Here is a 20470-nt window from a genome sequence, read left to right on the forward strand (position 1 = left end):
GAAATCGATTGAGGGAAATTTGCGCAGCTTACACAGTTTTTGCCTAATTTTCGCTCATTCTCTGAGGCTGCCTAGATTTTGATCTCAATAGCGGCGCCTTGGGCGACCGATGTTGCGGCGCGGTGCAAAAATAGGGCAAGCTCGCTCTTCAAACGAGCGACGTCATGATTTCAAGGATTTCACGCTTTTTCATCGGCATACTGCTTCTGGCCGCAGCAACCGGAGCCGCGCGAGCCGATTTCAGCGATGGCAAGATGCCTGACGGCACCTATCATTGCGAAGTGTACCTGCTTGGCATGTTCCTCAGCCTCGGCGACATCACCATCAAGGGGAACGTCTACAGCGGCCCTGTCTACACCAGCCTCGGCGTCTTCGGCCCCGCTCAGCAAGGGTACAACTACCAAATGGATGCGAACGGCGTGATTTCCTGGCTGGGACCACTGGGCGGCTACACCGCCGGCGGCAACTCGCTGTCGCTGACCCAGGCGACGCTGGACGGCGAAACCGTGCCCTCCTTCGACATCATCATGAAGCAACCCGACGGCGCCTTCACCGCATCGACCTGCACCAAGCAATAAGGCGGCAAGAAAAAGGCGCGGAACCTTGCGGGTTCCGCGCCAGCAGTCCGTCGGGAGGATGTGACTAGATCGTCTTTGCCGACATCTGCGCGGCGATGTAGTCGGCCTGGCGGATCGCCAGCGACACGATCGTCAGGGTCGGGTTTTCGGCGGCCCCGGTGGTGAACTGGCTGCCGTCCGACACGAACAGGTTCTTGATGTCGTGCGCCTGGCCGTGCTTGTTGACGACCCCGTCTTCCGCTTTCTCGCTCATCCGGTTGGTGCCGAGATTGTGAGTCGACGGATAGGGTGGCGTCGGGAAGGTGCGGGTGGCGCCGACCGCATCGTAAAGTGCCGTAGCCTGTTTGTAGGCGTGGTTACGCATCGCCGTGTCGTTCGGATGGTCGTCGAAATGCACGTCGGCGATCGGCATGCCGTGCGCGTCCTTCTCGTCTGCATGCAGCGTGATGCGGTTCTCCGCGCGCGGCATGTCCTCACCGACGATCCACAGGCCGGCCATGTGGTCGTAGTGATCGAGTGCGGTGGTGAACGAGCGCCCCCAGGCGCCCGGATCGAGGAATGCGGCCATGAACGGCAGGCCGAGCGACAGCGTCTCGAACTCGTAGCCGCCCACGAACCCACGCGACGGATCATGCCGCGCCTCGTCGCGGATGATGCCGGCCATGGTGGTGCCGCGATACATATGCACCGGCCTGTCGAAGATGGCATAGACCGAGCCGGTGGTGTGGCGCATGTAGTTCTTGCCGACCTGGCCCGACGAGTTGGCAAGCCCATCGGGGAATTTTCCCGACGCCGAATTGAGCAGCAGCCTTGGGCTCTCGATCGAGTTGCCGGCAACCGCGACGATGCGCGCCTTCTGCTCCTGCAGCTTGCCGTCCTTGTCGGCGTAGACGACGCCGGTCACCTTTCCGCTGGCGTCGTGATTGATCTTGATCGCCATGGCATTCGGCCTGACTTCGAGATGGCCTGTCGCCTCGCCCTTGGGGATCTCGGTGTAGAGCGTCGACCATTTGGCGCCCCATTTACAGCCCTGGAAGCAGAAGCCGGTTTGCTGGCAGGAATTACGATCGTCGCGATCGACCGAGTTGATGGCCATGTTGCCGGTGTGGCATTCCTTGTAGCCGAGCTTGTCGGCGCCGGCCTTCAACACCTTGAAATTGTTGTTGCCCGGCAGCCGCGGCCAGTCATTGGTGCCGGTGACGCCCATCTTGGCCTCGGCCTTGGCGTAGTAGGGCTCCATCTCGGCCAGCGTGATCGGCCAATCGAGCAGGTTGGCGCCTTCCAGTTTGCCATAGGTCGAGAGCGTCTTGAACTCGTGCTCCTGGAAGCGCAGCGAGGCTCCCGCCCAATGCGTGGTCGAACCGCCGACCGACTTGACGATCCAGGCCGGCAGGTTCGGAAAATCCTTTGCCACGCGCCAGTCGCCGGACGTGGTGCGCTTGTCGGTCCAGGCGAGCTGGGCGAACGAACCCCACTCGTCATTGACGAAATCCTCGTATTCGTGGCGCGCGCCGGCTTCCAGGATGACGACGTCGACACCCTTCTGGGCAAGTTCGTTGCCGAGCGTGCCGCCGCCGGCGCCCGAACCGATGATGACGACCACGCCGTCGTTGTTCAGATCAAATGAAGCTGCCATGGTTTCCTCCCATGATTTCTGTTTGCGGGTTCAGGAACGACGGAGCTCAGAGCCACTCAATGTCGTCGAAACCGCGCGCGATGTAGCCGCCCTTGGAATAGGACTCGCCCTCGTAGCCGAAGATCGACCACACCTCTTTCTGGTTGTAGAGGCCGACCACAAGGCCGCCTCTGATGGCCTGGAAAAACGGCGTCGCCTCGATCTGCTTCAGCATCGCGACCCGCTGGTCCTCCCAGCCAAGGCCGCGATAGCCGCCGCCACCGGATTTCTTGTCGAGGTCGGCGATGCCATCCTCGAGCATCGCCTTGTAGGCGGCGTCCTTGCCGGCCTGCTCGTCATGACCTTTCACGGCAATGGCGTAGTATTTGTCCGGCACCTGATCGTGCGGATAGATGTCGCGCGCCATCTGGATCAGCGTCGCCATGGTTTCGGGCTTGAGTGCCGATGTCTCGAGCCCCCAGGCATGTTCAGGACTGATGACGGCGCTACCGGAGATGACGAGCAGCGCGCCGATGCCGCCGCGTTTGAGAAGCTCGCGACGTGAAAGCCCGGGCTTCGCGTCATAGATCGTGACCATTTTATTCCTCCCTGCTTGCTATGTGCACTGTTGAGAGTGCGTTTGCTGGCGCCGCACCTGCCGGCGCGACTGCTATGTCTCCTATTGGAAGCGACCTCCGCGCTGCAGAACCTCGATCTTGTAGCCGTCGGGGTCCTCGATGAAGAAAAAGCGGGCGATCAGCGATCCGTCGCGGTTGAACTCGACGATCTTCTTCGGATTCAGGCCAAGCGCACCGAGACGGTCATGTTCGCTGTCGAGGTCGGCGACGGAGACAGCGAAGTGACCGTAGCCGTCGCCGAGCCCGTAAGCTTCCTGCCGATCCTTGTTCACGGTCAGTTCGAGCTCGAACCCTGCCTCGGCATTGCTGAGGTAAAGGAGCGTGAACGTCTCGAAATCCAGCCTGTCGGCGACATTGAGCCCGAAGGCGTTTCTGTAGAAATCGACCGATCGGGTCTCGTCGAGAACCCGGATCATACTGTGGATCGCCTTGGCCAAATTAGTCTCCGCGCTGGTGTGGAGGCGATTATGCGCGGCACGGATAAAAGGTGGTGGCAGCCGGTTACCACGCCCGCAGCCGCGAACGGGACGAAAGTCCGATTGCCGGACCGGCAATTTTGCCCGAGAATACGTGTGGGGACAGGTCAAGCAGTATCAAACTGCACGCCCGTCCACCCAAGACCAACAATCATGGGAGGTTTGTCGGATGTGCAGGGTGTTTGCGGGCCAGGACCCCGAAGGCTATCGCCAGATCAACCGCTCGATTCGCATCGACGGTCACTCGACCAGCATCCAGCTCGAAGCGACGTTCTGGGCGTTGCTTGACGAGATCGCCGAAAACCAGAACCTGACGACGCCGAAATTCATCTCCAAGCTCTATGACGAAGCCATAGAGATCAACGGCGCCATCCCGAACTTTGCGTCGATGCTGCGCACCACCTGCGCGCTCTATCTGCGCGGCCATCGGCCGGGGATGGATGAGCAGATGGTGCCGAAGCGGCAGGCCGCTTAGCGCATTGCGCTCAGCTTAGTTCTTGCGCGAGCCCTATGAGAAGCCCTCCGGGCCCTCGAATGTAGCAGAGCCGATACACGTCTCTATACTGGACAACTTCGCCTTCGAGCCGCGCACCGCGATTGCGGAGCCTTTCAAGCGTCTCGTCAATGTCGTCCACGGCGAACATGACGCGGAGGTAGCCGAGGGCGTTAACCGGGGCATTGCGGTGATCCGAGACGACAGGCGGCGTGAGGAAGCGGGACAGTTCGAGCCGGCTGTGGCCGTCCGGCGTCCGCATCATGGCAATCTCGACGCGTTGATCGCCCAGTCCAGTGACACGTCCGGCCCATTCTCCTTCGATCGTGGCCCGCCCTTCGAGCTCAAGGCCGAGCTCGCCAAAGAAACCAATCGTCTCTTCGAGGTCATCGACGACGATTCCTATGTTGTCCATCCGTTTGAGCGCCATGTGTTCAGTCTACAAGGCGTCGTCCAGGTCGTAAACTCATTAGGCTGCTTGCCAGCTGAGCAGGTATGATCAAGGGGTCCGGAACGCCTCGTGATACGTCGCGGTGGCGCCCTGGTGTCGACCACTACCTCGAACGCCAGCCGGTCTGTGGCTGTCCCTCATTCATGCCTGATGGCACGATGCTGTTTCTATCGGTCCAGTATTCGGCCGCGTACGCCAGGACGCTCTGCAAGAGGCGACGCTGCAGCCCAAGTTCCGGGCGAAAACCGGCTTCCAACAGCACAAGCAGACCTGATCGACAGTAGACCAAACCCTCGCTAACGATTTTGTGATGTGGTTGACGAGGTCATTTTCATCTCGCAGTCTATCGGCATTCGATCTGCGGCTTAACCTAACTATCGTTGTCATGAATACTTGGGAATCACTTCCCAAGCGTGCTCTCTTATTTTTGAGATTCCTAATATGAACCGTCGCAACCCTGTCCGAATGAATCGGCGTCTTTTCCTGTCCTCGGTCGCAATGTTTACGGCAACCGCGACATCGGCCGGTTTTGCGCGATCGTTCTCGGGCACTTTGCCCTGGACGCCAATGGCATCCGATCCACCGACGCAGGTCGTGGCAGGCGGCTGGCACTTTTTCTCGGCCCAGGAAGCAGCTCTAGTCGAGGCGATCGTCGACCGCATCATTCCGGCCGACGAACTCAGCATGGGCGGCAAGGAAGCCGGTTGCGCCGTCTATATCGACAGGCAGTTGATGGGGGCGTTCGGTGCGTCGAGCCGGCTTTACACGCAAGGCCCGTTTCTGCCTGGACTGCCCACCCAGGGCTATCAGGGCGAGGCCAATCCGGCGCAGCGTTACCGCACCGGGCTTGCCGCCATCGACGCTTTCCTGAAACAGCGGGACGGCAAGACATTCGTCGAGCTCACACCGGCCGAACAGGATGCCTTCCTGACGGCTATGGAGGCCGGGAAGGTCGACCTGCCCAATGGCGTCAAGGGGCCGGGTTTCTTCGGGCTTCTGCTGCAGAACACCATGGAGGGGTTCTTTGCCGACCCCGTCTATGGCGGCAACAAGGACATGGTCTCGTGGCGCATGCTTGGTTTTCCAGGCGCCCGCTACGACTACCGCGACCATGTCAGCAAACACAATCAGCCATATCCGCAGCCGCCTGTCTCGATCATCGGGCGCCCCGAATGGCTCGGCAAAGGCGCCTGATCATGACCAAGATACTGCCTCGCAAAGACGTCGTGATCGTCGGCCTCGGCTGGACGGGATCCATTCTGGCCCACGAATTGACCGATCAGGGCCTGGACGTGGTGGCTATAGAACGCGGCCCCTGGCGCGATACGGCAACCGATTTCAACATCGGCTACGCGCAGGATGAGTTGCGCTACAGCATCCGGCGCGACCTCTTCCTGCAGCCCGCCGTGGAAACCATGACGGTGCGCAACGACCCGTCGCAGAAGGCGCTGCCGATGCGCGATTTCGGCTCCTTCCTCCCCGGCAACGGCGTCGGCGGCGCCGGCGTCCACTGGAACGGCCACACCTGGCGGTTCTGGGATTCAGACTTTCAGATAAAGACCAATCTGACGAAGAAATATGGTGCATCGAGAATCGCCGATCTCCAGGTCGAGGACTGGGGCGTGACCGGCGCGGAGATGGAGCCCTATTACGACCAGTTCGAGTATCTGGCGGGCATCTCGGGCAAGGCCGGCAATATCAAGGGGCAGTTGCAGGAAGGCGGCAATCCGTTCGAGGATCCAAGGTCGCGGGATTATCCGAACCCGCCGATGCAGATGACCTACGCGCCAACCCTGTTCGCCGAGGTCGGCCGGTCGATCGGCCTGCATCCCTTCCCGACCCCATCCGCCAACATGTCGCGGGCCTATGTCAACCCGCTCGGCATCGCCATGGGTCAATGCACCTATTGCGGATTCTGCGAACGCTTCGGCTGTGCCAACTATTCGAAGTCGAGCGCCCAGACCACCGTCCTTCCGGTGCTGATGAAGAAGTCCAATTTCGAAGTCCGCACCGACAGCGAGGTACTGCATGTCGATCTGGCTCCCGGAGGCAAGTCGGCGCGCGGCGTGACCTACGTCGATACCTCAGGCGAGGAGTACTTCCAGCCGGCCGATCTGGTGCTGCTGTGCGCCTACGGCCTGCACAATGCCCGGCTGATGATGCTGTCCGGCATCGGCAAGATCTACGACCCCGGCAGCGGCGAAGGAACGGTTGGGCGCAATTACTGCTACCAGACAAACGCCGGCGTGCAGGTGTTCTTCGACGACAAGAACTTCAACCCGTTCATCGCCGCAGGCGCGCTCGGCCAGACGATCGACGATTACAATGGTGACGCGTTCGACCACGGCGCGCTGGACTTCGTCGGCGGTGCGGGCATCAACTGCATTCCCACCAACGGGCGCCCGATCGGAACCAGGCCGACCCTGCCCGGCACGCCGAAATGGGGCAGCGCCTGGAAGAAGGCAACGGTCGAGGGCTACAAGAGCACGCTTGGCTACTCGTCCCAGGGAAGCAGCTACGCGACGCGCAACAACTACCTCGACCTCGACCCGACCTACAAGGACCGTTTCGGGCGGCCGCTGATGCGCATGACGTTCGATTTTCCCGACAACGACATCCGCATGTCGAACTATGTCTGCGACCGGATGGAGGAAATCGCCAAGGCGCTCGGCGGCAAGCAGTACGCCGTCAGCCGCCGCAAGAAAGGCTGGGACAGCGTCCCCTACCAGAGCACCCACAATACGGGCGGCGCCATCATGGGAACGGACCCGAAGAAGAGCGCGGTCAACACCTTCCTCCAGAGCTGGGACGTCCCCAATGTCTTTGTCATCGGTGCGTCGGCCTTCCCGCAGAATGCCGGCAAAAATCCGACAGGAACGGTCGGCGCGCTCGCTTTCCGCGCCGCCGATGCCATCCGCAATCAATATCTGCGCAATCCCGGTGCACCCCTGGTGCAGGCATGAACAAGCTCGTTCTCACGCTCGCCATCGGTGCTGCGGCCCTCACTGGCGGCCCGGCATGGAGTGCCGACCAGGCGGACCAGATCATACGTGGACAGTATCAGGCGGTGCTCGGCGACTGTGCAGGCTGTCATACGCGAGCCGAGGGCAAACCGCTGGCCGGCGGCCTGCCGCTCGAAACGCCGTTCGGCGCGCTTGTGCCGCCCAACATAACGCCTGACCGCGAGACGGGCATCGGCAGTTGGTCGGAAGCCGACTTCCGCAGCATGATGAAGTCAGGCATCGGCCACAATGGTGTGCGGCTCTACCCCGCAATGCCCTACCCCGCCTATACCAGGATGAACGATCGGGACATTTCCGACTTGTGGGCCTATCTGACGACGGTTCAACCGGTATCGAACAAGGTCGAAGCCAATCAGCTGCCGTTCCCGTTGAACATCCGGCTGGCGATGCTGGGCTGGAATGCCCTCAACTTCACCGAAGCAAGCTTTCAGCCGGATCCCTCCAAGTCGGCGGAGTGGAATCGCGGCGCTTATATCGTCCAGGGCGCGGGCCATTGCGGCACCTGCCACTCGCCCAAATCCTTCCTTGGCGCCGATAAGGACAGCGAGTTCCTGCAAGGTGCCTCCCTGCAGGGCTGGTTTGCCCCCGACATCACCAACAATGCGCAATCGGGCCTGGGCAAATGGTCGGAAGAGGATTTGGTGAAATACCTCAAGACCGGCGTCAATGCGCATTCGATTGCCTCCGGTCCGATGGCGGAGGCCATCGAGAACTCCACGTCGAAAATGACCGATCCCGATCTCAAGGCGGTTGCAGTCTACCTCAAGAGCCTGGGCTCGGATGTCGACAGCGCCCAACCGGCAAAGCCTGACGCAACACGGATGACCGCGGGCGAGGCAATCTATCGCGACAATTGCTCGGCCTGCCATGGTGGAGATGGTGCCGGGTCAGGCGCGCTTTTCCCTTCCCTTGCCGGCAATTCGATCGTCGCGCAGGGCAGTTCCGAAACACTGGCACGGCTCGTCCTTGCCGGCAGCCAGGCCGTGCACACGGCCGATGCACCGACGACGCCCGCCATGCCTTCCCTGGCCTGGCGCCTGAAAGACCAGGAGGTCGCCGACGTCTTGACCTATGTGCGCGCCAGTTGGGGCAACGCGGCTCCTGCAGTCTCGTCCGGCGATGTCGCCGCCGTACGCAAGGGATTGACCCAGTAGACCCGGACTCTAGCTCTCTGCTGCGACGGCCAGCGCCAGACGGCTCATGTCGGTGAAAAGCGCCTGGCGCTCGGAATAGTCGGTCTGTTCGCCGGTCTCGATGTTGTCCACCACGACACACATCGACAGCGCACGTGCTCCGAAATGCTCCGATATGCCATAGAGCGCGCTGGTTTCCATATCCACGGCCAGGGCTCCTTGCGCCCGTGCATCGGCAAAACGGGCACGCCCATCCGGGTGATAGAAGATGTCGCTGCAGACCGTCAGGCCGACATGATGGTCGATGCCAAATTCCACCGCCTTGGCCCGTGACGATGCGAGGAGCGCCGGGTCCGGGCCAGCCGGTCCATAAAGGCCGAAAACCTGGCCGCTCTGGGCGCTTTCCGCCTGTGCCGATTGCGAGATGACAAGGCTGCGCAGCTTTGCCTTTGCGGTCAGGCTGCCGCAGGTGCCGGTGCGGATCAGCGTCCGGGCGCCATAATGGTCCAGCAGTTCATGCGCATAGATCAGAAACGATGAAACGCCGATGCCCGTCGCCTGAATGCTGATGGACTTGCCACGAAACAAGCCGGTGAAGCCAAGCGTGCCGCGTCGGCGATTGATGCAGCGCGGCGCTTCCAGGAACGTTTGCGCCATCCATTCGGCGCGCTGCGGGTCGCCCGGCAACAACACCGTGTCGGCATAGTCGTCCTTGCCCGCTTCGTTGTGCGGCGTCACCGGTTGCTCCCCTAAGCCTTCCTGCCGTTCACCCTTCAATCATGGCGTTGTCACGGCGTTGCGCAAGGAGGAACATGGGGAAGGCTTTAGGACTCCAGCACGTCCTTGACAATCGTGGCCAGTTGCTTGAGCGAAAACGGCTTCGGCAGGAAGCCGAAATGCGCATCTGCCGGCAGGTTTCTGGCGAATGCGTCCTCGGCATAGCCGGACACGAAGACGAACTTGATGTCGGGCTGGCGCTTGCGCAATTCGCCGAGCAGCGTCGGCCCGTCCATTTCCGGCATCACCACGTCGGAAACGACGATATCGACCTTGCCGCCCAGCGCCTCGAACACTTCCAGCGCCTCGACGCCCGACGATGCCTCGTGCACGGTGTAGCCGCGCGAGGTCAGCGCCCGCATGCCGCCCATGCGCACGGCATCCTCGTCCTCGACGAGCAGCACCGTGGCCGAGCCCGACAGATCCTTGGCCGGATCGGCGACCTTTGCCGGCGCCGCCGGCGCATCGCCGGGCTCGCCTGCCTTTTTCGCTTCGGCGATGTGACGCGGCAGGAAAATGCGGAAAGTCGAGCCTTTGCCGACTTCGGAATCGCAAAAGATGAAGCCGCCGGTCTGCTTGATGATGCCGTAGACCATCGACAGGCCTAGGCCGGTGCCTTTGCCGACTTCCTTGGTGGTGAAAAAGGGCTCGAATATCTTCTTCAGCACGTCGGGCGCGATGCCGCTGCCGGTGTCCTCGACTTCGACCACGACATAGTCCGCCGGGGCGAGTTCGCGGTAGGAAAAGGCCTTGCACTCCTCGGCGGTTACATTGCGGGTGCGCACGGTCAGATCGCCGCCCGCCGGCATAGCATCGCGCGCGTTGACCGCAAGGTTGACCACCACCTGTTCGAACTGCCCGATATCGACCTTGACCGGCCACAGGTCGCGGCCATGGTCGACCTTCAGCTTGATGTCGTTGCCGACAAGGCGGGCCAGCAGCATCCTGAGATCGGCGAGCACGTCGGTCAGGTTGAGCACTTCCGGCCGCAATGTCTGCTTGCGCGAGAAGGCCAGCAACTGCCGCACCAGCGAAGCCGCCCGGTTGGCATTCTGCTTGATGTTCATGATGTCGGGGAAGGACGGGTCCGACGGGCGGTGATTGGTCAACAAAAGGTCGGACGCCATGATGATGGCGGTCAGCACATTGTTGAAATCATGCGCGATGCCGCCGGCAAGCTGGCCGACTGCCTGCATCTTCTGGCTTTGCGCCATCTGCCCTTCCAGCGCTTTCTGCTCCGTTGTCTCGACGGCGTAGACGATGGCCGACTCCTCGGCGCCCTCGCCGCCGGTGCCGTCGGCGACGGCGTTGACGTAGAAGCGGATGTGCCGTTCGTCGTTGCCGGGCAGAAGCGTGTCGATCGGCTCGATGTCGGCCTGCCGCTGCTGCGCTTTCTCGAAGGCAGCCGCGAAGGCCGGCCGGTCGCGTTCGTGGATTACCGTGTCGAGCCGCACGCGACGGTCGACGGCGTCGCGATCGACGACAGACGAAAACAACGACAAAAACGGCGCATTGGTGCGCAGGATGCGTCCGTTGTGGTCGACGCCGGCGATTGCCATCGGTGTCGAGTTGAAGAAGCGGGTGAAGCGCACTTCCGAAGCCCGCAAATCGGCAGAGGCATCCTCGCCTTGCGTGCGGTTGAGCACGATCGTGCGTGTCGGCCCATTCAATCCTTCGCGGCTGGCCGAAACGCGGTGCATGAAGCGCACCGGCAGCGCTTCGCCCGTCATGGTCGTCAAATCGAGATCGATCACCGCGTTGCGTGTGGTGCCGGGGTCGGCCTTGACCGAGCGGACCAGCGCCATGCCGTCACCGGCCACGATCTCCGACAGAGACACGGCGCCGGGCGTGAAGCTGGTGAGGTCGATGCCCAGCCATTCGGCGAGCGTGGCGTTTATGTAGGTGACGCGGCCCTCCTGGTCGGCCGAAAAGAAGCCGGCCGGCGCGTGGTCGAGGTGATCGATCGCCTTCTGCAGATCGAGGAAGAAGCGCTCCTGCTCGGCCCGCTCCTGCGAGATATCGGCAAGCTGCCAGGCCAGCATCGGCAGCCGCTGGCCCGGAACGCTGAAGGCGCGGGCGCGGGCGCGGTACCAGCGGGCGCCCGGCTCGGCACCGGGCCGAATGGACTGTGCGAGCCTAAACTCGCCGTCGCCCGGCTGGCCGTCGCGAAGGCCGGACGCCAGGCGATAGATCGTCACCGAGGCTTCGGGGACATCCGAGAGCAATCCCTCGACGGTCTTCAGGTCGGCAGCGGACGATGCTCCGGTCATATCCGCATAGGCGCGGTTGGCGTAGACGACGCGGCCCTTGGTGTCGGTGACGAGAAGCCCCTGCGACATCGAATCGACGAAGGATTTCGACAGTTCGTCGCCTGTCGAGCGTGGCGTGACCTGCACGAAGCCGATCGCCGTCGCGAACAGGAAGCCGACGCCGATCATCGCCAGCACGCCGAGCATGCCGAGCAGGAAAGGATCGCCGAGGCGCTCGCGGAAAAGACCGAAGACGATCGCGGCCCCCGTCAGAACGACGATGAAAATGATAAGCCGGGTAACCGCGCCCGGTCGCGTATTCTGGTCGACGATCGGTACCGGATAGAAATCGCCGCGCGCTTCCTTGGCCATGTGCCCCCTGCTCGTGAATTCCGGTGTTCCGACACCCGCCCCGTACCGGGTTGAATCACATTCTCCTAGTCCGGAAAAGGCCTGGGCGGCAAATGTCGGATAAAAATGATGTCTTCCGGCCTTCGGAGTTTTTCAAGCTGTTCAACAGCGTGAAACGCAACTTGCGGTGGCCCGCTGCAACGGTCTAGTGTCTTATCACTTCCAAGGGGCGATCAGGGGAAACCAATGCAATGGCTCGATAGCGTGGCAGGTCCCGGTTATGCCGCAGCATTGTTGTGGACGTTTGCAGCGCTCGTCCTGCTGGTCATCGTTCTCGTCATCGTCAAGCTGGTGCGCAACCTGACATTTGGAACCTTCGTCGCCGGCGGCCGCAACCGCAAGACGCGACTGGCCGTCATGGATGCCACCGCCGTCGACAGCCATCGCAGGTTGGTGCTGATACGCCGCGACGACATCGAACATCTGCTTCTGATCGGCGGTCCGACCGACGTCGTCGTCGAGCGCGATATCCGGCTTTCGGCGCCGCGCCGGCCGGCATTGACTGGAGATGGCGGCTTGCAGCCGGTTCCGGCCGCCGCTCCGACAAGGCCGCGTCCGCCGCAACCCGCTCCGCCGCCGCTGAGACAGGCACCCGCTCCACAGCCGGTGAATACGACGCCGCCCGCCCGCCCCCGTCCGACAGCGCCGCCGGCACCTGCACCGAAGCCGGCAACGCAAAGCTACCAGCCGACCAATGTCACGCCGTTGCCCGCCTACGGCTCCGCCAACGCCAACACCGCCCGGCACGCCCCGCCACCACCGCAGCCGGTGCAGGACAGCATCGACGACACGCTGATGAGAGAACTTGAAGTATCACTGGACCAGCCCCGTTCGGGCGGCCAGGTGGGCAAGCCGGCGGCGCCGCAGTCGCTCGACGACGAGATGACCAAGCTTCTCGGTGAACTCTCCAGCCAGAAGAAATGAGCGACCGCCGGGTCGCTATCCCCGCGAAACACCGTCGCCGGTCGGCTGCCGACCACCTCGTCCGAAGCGCCGAGGGTTTTCGATCTTCGCGCGCCCTGAGCGGTGGATGCCGCACCAATGAAAATGGCCGGAAAACCGGCCATTTTCAGAATCGAGTTCGTTCGAGACAGCCGGCCGTGAGCTTCAGTCGTCGCGATAGACTTTTTCGCGGCGCTCATGCCGCTCCTGCGCTTCGATCGACAATGTCGCGATCGGACGTGCATCGAGCCGCTTCAGCGCGATCGGCTCGCCGGTTTCTTCGCAATAGCCGTAGGTGCCTTCGTCGATGCGCTGCAGGGCGGAATCGATCTTTGCAATGAGCTTGCGCTGACGGTCGCGGGCCCTGAGTTCGATGGCACGGTCGGTTTCCGAAGAGGCGCGATCGGCCAGATCGGGATGGTTGGCGTTTTCTTGCTGCAGGATTTCCAGTGTTTCGCGCGCTTCGCGCAATATGTCATTCTTCCAGGTGACGAGCTTTGAGCGGAAGTAGGATTTCTGCCGCTCGTTCATGAACGGCTCGTCTTCGGAGGGTACGTAATCGGCGGTAACGATGTCGTTCATTCGACTCACCCAAACTGCCCCAAATTTGGCGCCTATATATTCGTCGTCCGACGCCTGCACAAGCGCAATCGGCCGCTGTTTCACGCAATTGTTAAAGTACCCGGGCACGCGTCTTTGCAGCCGCGTACGGTCGCTTTGGTACAAACTCCGCCGCGACACTTTGGATCCGGTGACGCATATTTTCCCTGATCGCGGTGACCCCGGGGCCGATATGCAAGCGCCTTTTGCAGCAGCCAGCGTTGGCTGATTCGCCGTGTTTGAAGAGCACGGGCCATTGTGCGCGACGCCGTTCTCGTGGCTAATCCCGGAAGGCTTCGGCATTCGGAGGTTGGGTGAGCAGGCTTTATCTGTTGCGACATGCCAAGGCAGGCTGGGCATTGCCCGGCATGCGCGATTTCGACCGTCCGCTCGATGCGTCCGGCCGCGCCGATGCCGAAATGATGGGCGCCGCCATGCGCTCCCGCCTCTATGTTCCGGACCGGACGCTGTGCTCCAACGCCAAACGCGCCAAAGAGACGCTGGAAGGCCTGGCCGGCCAGACCGACACCGGCCGGGTCCTGTTCTTCGACGGGCTCTACAGCGCGGACGCGGCCGGTTATCTCAACCTTATCAAGAACAATGGCGGATCGGGCTCGTTGCTGGTCATCGGCCACAACCCGATGATGGAAGACCTTGCCTTGGCAGTTTCGGGCGGCGGCGACGAGGCTGCGCGGGCCACACTGAACCATGGGTTCCCGACCGCGGGCCTGGCGGTCGTCCGCTTCGACGGCGATCTTGCCAGCGCCGCCCAAGGCACCGGCTATCTCGAAGTGTTCCTGACGCCGGCCGATCTCTGAAGCCATTTCAAAGCCTTGTTGCAGCGCCTATATCGGACGGACCGAAGTTCGAGAGAGCATATTTTGGCATCATCGCTGACCACCTTCACCGACGAGGCGAGGATTGCCCTCGACACGGTATCGGGCCGCGCCACCGGGCTTTTTTCCCCATCGCTGCGCCTCGGTGTGACCGGATTGTCCCGCGCCGGCAAAACGGTGTTCATATCGGCCCTTGTCCACAATTTGATCCATGGCGGGCGCCTGCCGCTGTTCGAGGCGCAGAAATCGGGGCGCATCGCGCGCGCCTTCCTCGAGCAGCAGCCCGACGACGCGGTGCCGCGTTTCCAGTACGAGGACCACATCGCAGCCTTGGTCAACGACCGCGTCTGGCCCGATTCTACGCGCGCCATTTCGGAGCTGCGGCTGACCATCGAATATGAATCGGCTTCCGGCTGGAGCCGCATGTTTTCCTCGGGCAGATTGTCCGTCGATATCGTCGACTATCCCGGCGAATGGCTGCTCGATCTGCCGCTGCTCGGCAAATCCTTCGCCGATTTTTCCCACGAAGCCTTTGAAATGGCTGTTCTGCCGGTGCGCGAGGACCTGTCGCAAGCCTGGCGGGCACTATCGGCCGGGATCGACCCGAACGCCGATGCCGACGAGATGACTGCGCGCCGCCTGGCCGAGAGTTTCGCCGCCTATCTGAAGGCCTGCAAGCTCGACGAGCGGGCGCTTTCGAGCTTGCCGCCCGGCCGCTTCCTGATGCCGGGCGATCTCGAAGGCTCGCCGGCCCTGACCTTCGCGCCACTGGCCGCGATCGGCGACAAGCGCCCGCGCGCAGGCTCGCTGCACGCGATGATGGACAGGCGCTATGAGGCCTACAAGACGCATGTCGTCAAACCCTTCTTCCGGGAACACATCACCCGCCTCGACCGCCAGATCGTCCTGATCGACGCTATGCAGGCGCTGAACGCCGGCCCGGGCGCCATGGCCGACCTGGAACGCGCGGTGACCGAGATCCTCAGCTGTTTTCGCCCCGGCCGGGGCAGCTTCCTCACCGATCTGTTCTCGCGGCGCATCGACCGCATCCTGGTTGCCGCGACCAAAGCCGACCATCTGCATCACGAAAGCCATGACCGGCTGCAGGCGATCGTGCGGCGGCTTGCCGACCGCGCCGTGGCACGGGCGAATTTCACCGGCGCCGATGTCGATGTGGTCGCCATGGCGGCGGTGCGCGCGACGCGCGAAGGCACCGTCAAGCAAGGCCGGGAGACGCTTCCCGTCATCATCGGCACGCCGATAGCCGGTGAGAAGATCAACGGCGAAACCTTCGATGGAAAAACTGAAACAGCCATATTTCCCGGTGACTTACCGGAGAATATTGATGCGGTTTTCGATGTTTCGGGAGCCGATCACAGGCAGGACTCCGCGGACCCTGCAATCCGCTTCGTCCGTTTCCGTCCCCCAAAGCTCGAACGCACGGCCGAAGGCGTCACGCTGTCGCTGCCGCATATCAGGCTCGACCGTGCCTTGCAGTTCCTGATCGGAGATCATCTGGCATGACCGCGCCCCGCAAGCCGGCGGCATTCCGCATCGAACCGGAAGCCCCACCGAGACAAGCGGCCCCTGAGCCGCGCAACATCCAGGCCGACACCCAACGCAAACCCCGCGCGATGAAAACCGATGTCGCGATGGTCATACCGGCGGAAGTCGATGTCTTCGACGAGCCCGACATCATTGCCGCGGAGCCGCTACCAGCCGTCGCCCCCAGGAAACGCTCGCTGCTCGGCAGCATCTTCTTCGGCGCCTTCGGCGTGCTGGTTTCGCTGGCGGTCGGCCTGTGGACCGACCAGCTCATACGCGACCTCTTTGCGCGCGCTAAGTGGCTGGGCTGGCTGGCGGCCGGCATGGCCGCCATCGCCGTGCTGGCGCTTGTGGTGATCCTGATTCGCGAATTCCTGGCGATCGCCCGCCTCGCCGAGGTCGAAAAGCTGCAGAAGCGGGCGCTCGATGCGATCGCCCGCGACGATCCCAAGGCGGCACGATCGGTCGTCGACGAACTATCGGCCTTTGTCTCGGCCAAACCCGAGACCGCGGCCGGCCGGCGCGCGCTGGCCGAATTGCGCGGCGAAATCATCGACGGCGGCAATCTCGTGCGTCTGGCGGAGGCTGAAATTCTCGGACCACTCGATGCCAGGGCGAAAGTGATGATTCTCGAAGCCGCCAAACGCGTTTCGCTGGTGACGGCGGTCAGTCCACGCGCACTGGTCGATGTTGCCTATGTCGTGTTCGAGGCCGGGCGGCTCATTCGGCGCCTGTCGGAACTCTATGGCGGACGGCCGGGGACGCTGGGTTTCTTCCGCCTGGCGCGCAGCGTTCTGGCGCATCTGGCGGTCACCGGTTCGATCGCGGTCGGCGACAGTTTCGTCCAGCAGATCGTTGGCCACGGCCTGGCCGCGCGCCTTTCGGCCAAGCTTGGCGAGGGCGTCGTCAACGGCATGATGACGGCGCGCATCGGCATCGCCGCGATGGAGACGGCTCGACCCCTGCCCTTCAGCGCCGCCAAACGTCCCGGATTGGGCGACTTCCTCTCGGCGCTGACATCGTTCGCAACCAGGAAAGACGGTGCAACGACCCCCTCCGGCAAGTGAGCCGGGCTGGAGTGTCCGGGCATTCGGAATCGTTACCGGACTGCTCTGCGGCGGCCCCGCGGTGACGAAGCATTAACCAATCTTGTTCATGGTCAGACCGGTTCCAAACAGCATCTTTGTTGCCGGGTGTCGTCGATGAAAAGCGTAATTCTATCCAGCGTCCTGTCCCTGGCAACGGTGATTACGACAGTCGTCGGCATTGCCGGAGTGGCCTCTGCGGCGGAGCCGGACAAGCAGTTCTTCCAGTCTGCCGAAGGCAAGTGGATCGGTCCCGGCGAAATCGTCGCCGGCAAGTACAAGGGCACCAAGTTCAACTGCAGCTTCACCGGCTCGACGCCCGACGGCAAGGTCGGCATGTCGCTCGACGGCGGCTGCCGGGTCGGTATGTTCACCCAGCCAATGTCGGCCAAGATCGAGCGCAAGGGCCGCGAGGGCTACAAGGGCAGCTTCATGGGTGGCGCGACCGGTTCCGGCCTCGACATCATCGGCGGCAACGTCGTCGATCCCCGCAAGGTGGTCTTCACCATCAACCGCAACCAGCTGCGCGGCGTCATGCAGGCTCGCATCCCTGACGACAATTCGATGACGGTGACTATCGCCGTGCGCGTCAACGACCAATTGGTGCCGGTGATCGGCATGAGCCTGAAGCGGGTCGACGCGGTCGAAGTCGGTTCCATCGCGCCGAACTGAAATCGCGCCGAACTGAAAAATCCGAAGAAAAAGGCGGCGACCCAACGGTCACCGCCCTCTCACTTGAGCCCATCGAATCAGGCGCTTAGGCCTTGATCTCAAATCAGGGTGTCAGCCCTTGATCGCGGCCGTCACTTCGTCATAGGCCTTGCAGGCGTCGGCCAACGTCGTGGTGCCCTGATACTTGGTTGTCACCGCCTGGACCTTGGCGGTCAGATCAGCCGCCTTGGCCGGGTCCTTGGTGATCGCCTCCTGAAGTGCTGCAGCCATGTCCTGCGCCTTCTTGGTTGCGATCTCCGCCGTGCACTCAGGCGCCTTCGAGCAAGCCGAACCGGCAAGCACCGCCAGGCCGACGGCAACAAACAAAAACTTCTTCATGTCAGTCATCTCCTCAAAAAGGGCGCGACTTGATCGTCGATCACCCTCCAATGGCCGAAGCCGAGCGTCCTTAGCCTTCGATTGCGGCAAGATGCAACGTGTTCCCGGCCTCAACTTGTGTATCGCGCCTACAACATCGCTGGCGGCAGGATTTGAGGCTACTGTGTCGGCGGCTGCAAAGTTCAGCTGCGAGGCTGCAGCAGCGCCAAGACGGCGGTCGATGCGGCAAGGATAGCAGTCAGAGTCAAGGGCCCAGTCGCGCCATAGGTGTCCACGACATAGCCGCCGACAACCGCGCCGATGGTGATGGCAATTTGGAAAGAGGTGACCATCAGGCTGCCCGCTGCCTCCAGCGCATCAGGCGCCGCGCGCGACATATTGGTCGGCAGCACCACCGGCGCCATGCCAAAGGCGAAACCCCACAGCGTAACGAAACCGAAGGCAACGCCGATATGCGAGCCCCAAAGCACCAAAGTAAGTGCCGCAACCGCCATCAACGCCGCGGTGACTGCGAGGGCCATGTGGATGTTGGTGTCGGCCATGCGGCCGCCGGCAACATTACCGATCACGGCAGCGACGCCAAACCCGAGCAGAGCCAAGGCAATCGGTCCGGTTGTAAGGAGTGTCACCTGTTCGAGGAAGGGACGCACATAGACCGAGCCGGCAAAATGCCCCGTCATCAGCAAAAGGATAGCCAGCATGCCGAGTTGGATGCCGCGCCGCCGGGTCAGCCGAAATACATCTGCAAGGCTGTTGCTTGCCGTTGCGGGCAAGGTCGGCAGGCTGAGAAACTGCAGCAGCATGGCAAGCGCGGCCAGCCCCGCCGTCATGGCCATGGCACTGCGCCACCCTATCCAGTCACTGATCAACGCGCCCATCGACGGTGCGGCAATGGTTGCGAGCGAGACGCCCAGGGTGACGATCGCCATGCCCCGCCCCGTCGCGCTGGCGCCAACCAGCCTCGCCACGACGGCGACCGAAAGTGCCCAGAAAGCACTGAGAGCGATGCCCAGCCCGGCCCGGCCCAACAACAACAGCCAGAAATCGGTCGCCAGCGCCGCCAGGACATTGGAACCGACCGCAAGAGCACTGAGACCAACCAGCACCGCCTTGCGGTTCAAGCGGCCGATGAGAACATTGCTCAACATGGCCGTCACGGCGCCGACGGAAGCGGTGGCGGTGACGACCTGTCCGGCCGTCCCCTCGCTGATGCCGAGATCACGTGCCATTGGCGTCAGCAGACCTGCGGGCAGGAATTCGGCCGACACCAAGGCAAAGCTGGTGGCCGCCAATGAAATGACCGCGAACCAGGTGGCTGCGCTCCACGCGGCTGGTGCATCGGCATCAAGGCCAGTCGCGGCGTCTTCAAGCTGTAATGTTGTGTCAGTCACGGAAAGATCTCCAAAGTTTGGAGGTCTTAAATAGGCGAGTCCGCTCGGATGATATGTATCTTAGAATCCGAAATTCATATCCATTCGTCCGGGAATTGTGCGACGCACAACGCCCGGCGAGACATTGGTGATGCGCTTGAACGCGCGCGCGAAGGATGCCTCCGAATCATAGCCCAAACGGGTAGCGACTTCGGCAACCGACAAGCCGTTTTGGCCCAGCAATTCGCGGGCAAGCTGCATGCGCAGGCGGGCGAGATAGTGTGCGGCACCCTCCCCCAATACCGCACTGAAACGCTCGGCGAAAATCGAGCGCGATTGGCCTGCCACGCCGGCCAGGCTTCCCAGCGTCCAGTTGTGGCCGGGGTCGCGGTGCATGGCCGCCAAAGCGCGGCCTATATGGGGGTCGCGGATGGCTGCGAGCCAACCGGTGGTCGAGGCTCCGTTGCAATTGACCCAGCAGCGTATGAGCCGGGCCGTCAGCAAGTCGGCCATACGCGACAGAATCGTGGCGCTGCCCATCTGCGGCTGCGAGGCCTCCACCGTCATGGCCGCCAGCAAAGGACCGACGACCGGGTCATTGCCGGCCACGTCGCAACCCTTGATGACAGGCGGCATCAACGTGATCAATGGGTTGAGCGCATAGGAGTCCAAGGCCATGGAGCCGCAGAAAAGGGTGCTCGTCGCGCCCGTTCCTTGCCGTACCACTTCGCAGACGTTGCCCCCCAACTTGATTACCTGGCAACCTTCGAGCGAGCCCCCTGCAACGTCCGGCGCGCTCGCCAGCCGATGGGCGATGCCTTGCGGCAGCAGCACCAGATCGCCATCGCGCAGCTCCTGCCAGCCTTGCGATTCAGTATGAATCCAGCATGGGCCCTGGCCGACAAAGTGAAACCGAAGCAGCTGTTGTTGCGGAAAGTCTATGCTCCATGGGTGCCGGAGTTCGCAGCGGCCATAGTTGACACCACTCAAGCGAAAGTCTTGCAGAACTTCGCTGAGCGCATCCATCGGGATATGTGGCGGCGAGGACGGCCGGGACGAATGGTCAAACATATACGCAATATAGATGCCGAACGTCCGGCAAGCAAGCGGGGACCGTTGTTCCACCAGGTCAATCACTGCAACGGCACCCTACCCTTCCCGGCAGATTTCTCGCCTTGCCTCCCGCTCCAACTGCATG

Annotated in this window: 20 protein-coding genes; 10 read left to right on the top strand and 10 right to left on the bottom strand. The window is 62.5% G+C overall.

Going from position 1 to position 20470, the window contains the following annotated elements; genetic code table 11:
• Positions 1–164: 164 nt before the first annotated feature.
• Positions 165–578, top strand: coding sequence for a hypothetical protein (locus AC0NIL_RS20605; RefSeq protein ID WP_337122261.1), 414 nt, complete (start codon positions 165–167; stop codon positions 576–578).
• A 64-nt stretch (positions 579–642) separates the two neighbouring features.
• Here AC0NIL_RS20605 and AC0NIL_RS20610 read toward each other — a convergent pair whose 3' ends face one another.
• The 3 genes from AC0NIL_RS20610 to AC0NIL_RS20620 all read right to left on the bottom strand — a co-directional run bounded on the left by AC0NIL_RS20610 (position 643) and on the right by AC0NIL_RS20620 (position 3268).
• A complete protein-coding gene (locus tag AC0NIL_RS20610; RefSeq protein ID WP_013531851.1) occupies positions 643–2214 on the bottom strand; it encodes a GMC family oxidoreductase in 1572 nt (523 codons plus the stop codon).
• Positions 2215–2260: 46 nt separating this feature from the next.
• Complete coding sequence (locus tag AC0NIL_RS20615; RefSeq protein ID WP_473573374.1) at positions 2261–2791, bottom strand: gluconate 2-dehydrogenase subunit 3 family protein; 531 nt, start codon at positions 2789–2791, stop codon at positions 2261–2263.
• Between the two features lie 81 nt (positions 2792–2872).
• The gene (locus tag AC0NIL_RS20620; protein WP_027161507.1) at positions 2873–3268 is read right to left on the bottom strand and encodes a VOC family protein; all 396 of its coding nucleotides are present in this window, start codon (positions 3266–3268) and stop codon (positions 2873–2875) included.
• Between the two features lie 208 nt (positions 3269–3476).
• Here AC0NIL_RS20620 and AC0NIL_RS20625 point away from each other — a divergent pair, with 208 nt between their 5' ends.
• Entirely contained in the window at positions 3477–3782 is a 306-nt protein-coding gene (locus AC0NIL_RS20625) for a ribbon-helix-helix domain-containing protein (RefSeq protein WP_063167926.1), read from the top strand.
• A 10-nt stretch (positions 3783–3792) separates the two neighbouring features.
• Here the strand turns inward: AC0NIL_RS20625 and AC0NIL_RS20630 are convergent, their stop codons facing one another.
• On the bottom strand, positions 3793–4230 hold the full coding sequence (locus AC0NIL_RS20630; protein ID WP_473573375.1) for a VOC family protein: 438 nt from the start codon (positions 4228–4230) through the stop codon (positions 3793–3795).
• Between the two features lie 588 nt (positions 4231–4818).
• Here AC0NIL_RS20630 and AC0NIL_RS20635 point away from each other — a divergent pair.
• Genes AC0NIL_RS20635 through AC0NIL_RS20645 form a run of 3 tightly spaced genes read left to right on the top strand, consistent with a single transcriptional unit; the run spans position 4819 to position 8428 of the window.
• The gene (locus tag AC0NIL_RS20635; RefSeq protein ID WP_473573376.1) at positions 4819–5445 is read left to right on the top strand and encodes a gluconate 2-dehydrogenase subunit 3 family protein; all 627 of its coding nucleotides are present in this window, start codon (positions 4819–4821) and stop codon (positions 5443–5445) included.
• A 2-nt stretch (positions 5446–5447) separates the two neighbouring features.
• Positions 5448–7214, top strand: a complete 1767-nt coding sequence (locus tag AC0NIL_RS20640; RefSeq protein WP_024503527.1) for a GMC family oxidoreductase — start codon at positions 5448–5450, stop codon at positions 7212–7214.
• Positions 7211–8428, top strand: coding sequence for a c-type cytochrome (locus AC0NIL_RS20645; RefSeq protein ID WP_127367115.1), 1218 nt, complete (start codon positions 7211–7213; stop codon positions 8426–8428). Before AC0NIL_RS20640 ends, AC0NIL_RS20645 begins: the two co-directional genes overlap by 4 nt.
• A 9-nt stretch (positions 8429–8437) precedes the next feature.
• Here the strand turns inward: AC0NIL_RS20645 and AC0NIL_RS20650 are convergent, their stop codons facing one another.
• Positions 8438–9145 (bottom strand): purine-nucleoside phosphorylase, encoded by a 708-nt coding sequence (locus AC0NIL_RS20650; RefSeq protein ID WP_224619295.1) that lies wholly within the window; start codon positions 9143–9145, stop codon positions 8438–8440.
• A gap of 86 nt (positions 9146–9231) precedes the next feature.
• Positions 9232–11805: a cell cycle histidine kinase CckA gene (gene cckA, locus AC0NIL_RS20655; RefSeq protein WP_024503530.1), complete on the bottom strand. Its 2574-nt coding sequence runs from the start codon at positions 11803–11805 to the stop codon at positions 9232–9234.
• Between the two features lie 225 nt (positions 11806–12030).
• On the opposite strand from cckA, the gene AC0NIL_RS20660 reads away from it, so the two are divergent.
• A complete protein-coding gene (locus AC0NIL_RS20660; protein ID WP_024503531.1) occupies positions 12031–12768 on the top strand; it encodes a flagellar biosynthetic protein FliO in 738 nt (245 codons plus the stop codon).
• Positions 12769–12951: 183 nt separating this feature from the next.
• Here the strand turns inward: AC0NIL_RS20660 and dksA are convergent, their stop codons facing one another.
• A complete protein-coding gene (gene dksA, locus AC0NIL_RS20665; protein WP_013531862.1) occupies positions 12952–13368 on the bottom strand; it encodes an RNA polymerase-binding protein DksA in 417 nt (138 codons plus the stop codon).
• Positions 13369–13700: 332 nt separating this feature from the next.
• On the opposite strand from dksA, the gene AC0NIL_RS20670 reads away from it, so the two are divergent.
• The 4 genes from AC0NIL_RS20670 to AC0NIL_RS20685 all read left to right on the top strand — a co-directional run bounded on the left by AC0NIL_RS20670 (position 13701) and on the right by AC0NIL_RS20685 (position 17524).
• Positions 13701–14204, top strand: coding sequence for a SixA phosphatase family protein (locus AC0NIL_RS20670; RefSeq protein WP_024503532.1), 504 nt, complete (start codon positions 13701–13703; stop codon positions 14202–14204).
• Between the two features lie 63 nt (positions 14205–14267).
• Positions 14268–15746: a YcjX family GTP-binding protein gene (locus AC0NIL_RS20675; RefSeq protein ID WP_473573379.1), complete on the top strand. Its 1479-nt coding sequence runs from the start codon at positions 14268–14270 to the stop codon at positions 15744–15746.
• Positions 15743–16834 carry a YcjF family protein gene (locus AC0NIL_RS20680; RefSeq protein WP_473573380.1) on the top strand — a complete coding sequence of 364 codons (1092 nt, stop codon included), beginning with the start codon at positions 15743–15745 and terminating at the stop codon, positions 16832–16834. The genes AC0NIL_RS20675 and AC0NIL_RS20680 overlap by 4 nt, the downstream gene beginning before the upstream one ends.
• Before the next feature lie 135 nt (positions 16835–16969).
• Positions 16970–17524 (top strand): hypothetical protein, encoded by a 555-nt coding sequence (locus AC0NIL_RS20685; RefSeq protein ID WP_024503535.1) that lies wholly within the window; start codon positions 16970–16972, stop codon positions 17522–17524.
• 111 nt (positions 17525–17635) lie between these two features.
• On the opposite strand, the gene AC0NIL_RS20690 is transcribed toward AC0NIL_RS20685, so the two are convergent.
• The 3 genes from AC0NIL_RS20690 to AC0NIL_RS20700 all read right to left on the bottom strand — a co-directional run bounded on the left by AC0NIL_RS20690 (position 17636) and on the right by AC0NIL_RS20700 (position 20343).
• On the bottom strand, positions 17636–17902 hold the full coding sequence (locus AC0NIL_RS20690) for a hypothetical protein (protein ID WP_024503536.1): 267 nt from the start codon (positions 17900–17902) through the stop codon (positions 17636–17638).
• A 182-nt stretch (positions 17903–18084) separates the two neighbouring features.
• The gene (locus AC0NIL_RS20695; protein WP_063172065.1) at positions 18085–19293 is read right to left on the bottom strand and encodes an MFS transporter; all 1209 of its coding nucleotides are present in this window, start codon (positions 19291–19293) and stop codon (positions 18085–18087) included.
• Between the two features lie 60 nt (positions 19294–19353).
• Positions 19354–20343, bottom strand: a complete 990-nt coding sequence (locus AC0NIL_RS20700; protein ID WP_063170228.1) for an AraC family transcriptional regulator — start codon at positions 20341–20343, stop codon at positions 19354–19356.
• Between the last annotated feature and the right edge of the window lie 127 nt (positions 20344–20470).

It is taken from the genome of Mesorhizobium sp. WSM1343 (assembly GCF_055901535.1).

What these genes read in the sequence shown, in the direction of transcription:
- AC0NIL_RS20625 (WP_063167926.1), top strand. Translation starts at nt 3,477, where the DNA reads ATGTGCAGGGTGTTTGCGGGCCAGGACCCCGAAGGCTATCGCCAGATC.
- AC0NIL_RS20680 (WP_473573380.1), top strand. Translation starts at nt 15,743, where the DNA reads ATGACCGCGCCCCGCAAGCCGGCGGCATTCCGCATCGAACCGGAAGCC.
- AC0NIL_RS20615 (WP_473573374.1), bottom strand. Translation starts at nt 2,791, where the DNA reads ATGGTCACGATCTATGACGCGAAGCCCGGGCTTTCACGTCGCGAGCTT.
- dksA (WP_013531862.1), bottom strand. Translation starts at nt 13,368, where the DNA reads ATGAACGACATCGTTACCGCCGATTACGTACCCTCCGAAGACGAGCCG.
- AC0NIL_RS20690 (WP_024503536.1), bottom strand. Translation starts at nt 17,902, where the DNA reads ATGAAGAAGTTTTTGTTTGTTGCCGTCGGCCTGGCGGTGCTTGCCGGT.
- AC0NIL_RS20630 (WP_473573375.1), bottom strand. Translation starts at nt 4,230, where the DNA reads ATGGCGCTCAAACGGATGGACAACATAGGAATCGTCGTCGATGACCTC.
- AC0NIL_RS20660 (WP_024503531.1), top strand. Translation starts at nt 12,031, where the DNA reads ATGCAATGGCTCGATAGCGTGGCAGGTCCCGGTTATGCCGCAGCATTG.
- cckA (WP_024503530.1), bottom strand. Translation starts at nt 11,805, where the DNA reads ATGGCCAAGGAAGCGCGCGGCGATTTCTATCCGGTACCGATCGTCGAC.
- AC0NIL_RS20645 (WP_127367115.1), top strand. Translation starts at nt 7,211, where the DNA reads ATGAACAAGCTCGTTCTCACGCTCGCCATCGGTGCTGCGGCCCTCACT.
- AC0NIL_RS20685 (WP_024503535.1), top strand. Translation starts at nt 16,970, where the DNA reads ATGAAAAGCGTAATTCTATCCAGCGTCCTGTCCCTGGCAACGGTGATT.
- AC0NIL_RS20635 (WP_473573376.1), top strand. Translation starts at nt 4,819, where the DNA reads ATGGCATCCGATCCACCGACGCAGGTCGTGGCAGGCGGCTGGCACTTT.
- AC0NIL_RS20610 (WP_013531851.1), bottom strand. Translation starts at nt 2,214, where the DNA reads ATGGCAGCTTCATTTGATCTGAACAACGACGGCGTGGTCGTCATCATC.
- AC0NIL_RS20640 (WP_024503527.1), top strand. Translation starts at nt 5,448, where the DNA reads ATGACCAAGATACTGCCTCGCAAAGACGTCGTGATCGTCGGCCTCGGC.
- AC0NIL_RS20605 (WP_337122261.1), top strand. Translation starts at nt 165, where the DNA reads ATGATTTCAAGGATTTCACGCTTTTTCATCGGCATACTGCTTCTGGCC.
- AC0NIL_RS20700 (WP_063170228.1), bottom strand. Translation starts at nt 20,343, where the DNA reads ATGTTTGACCATTCGTCCCGGCCGTCCTCGCCGCCACATATCCCGATG.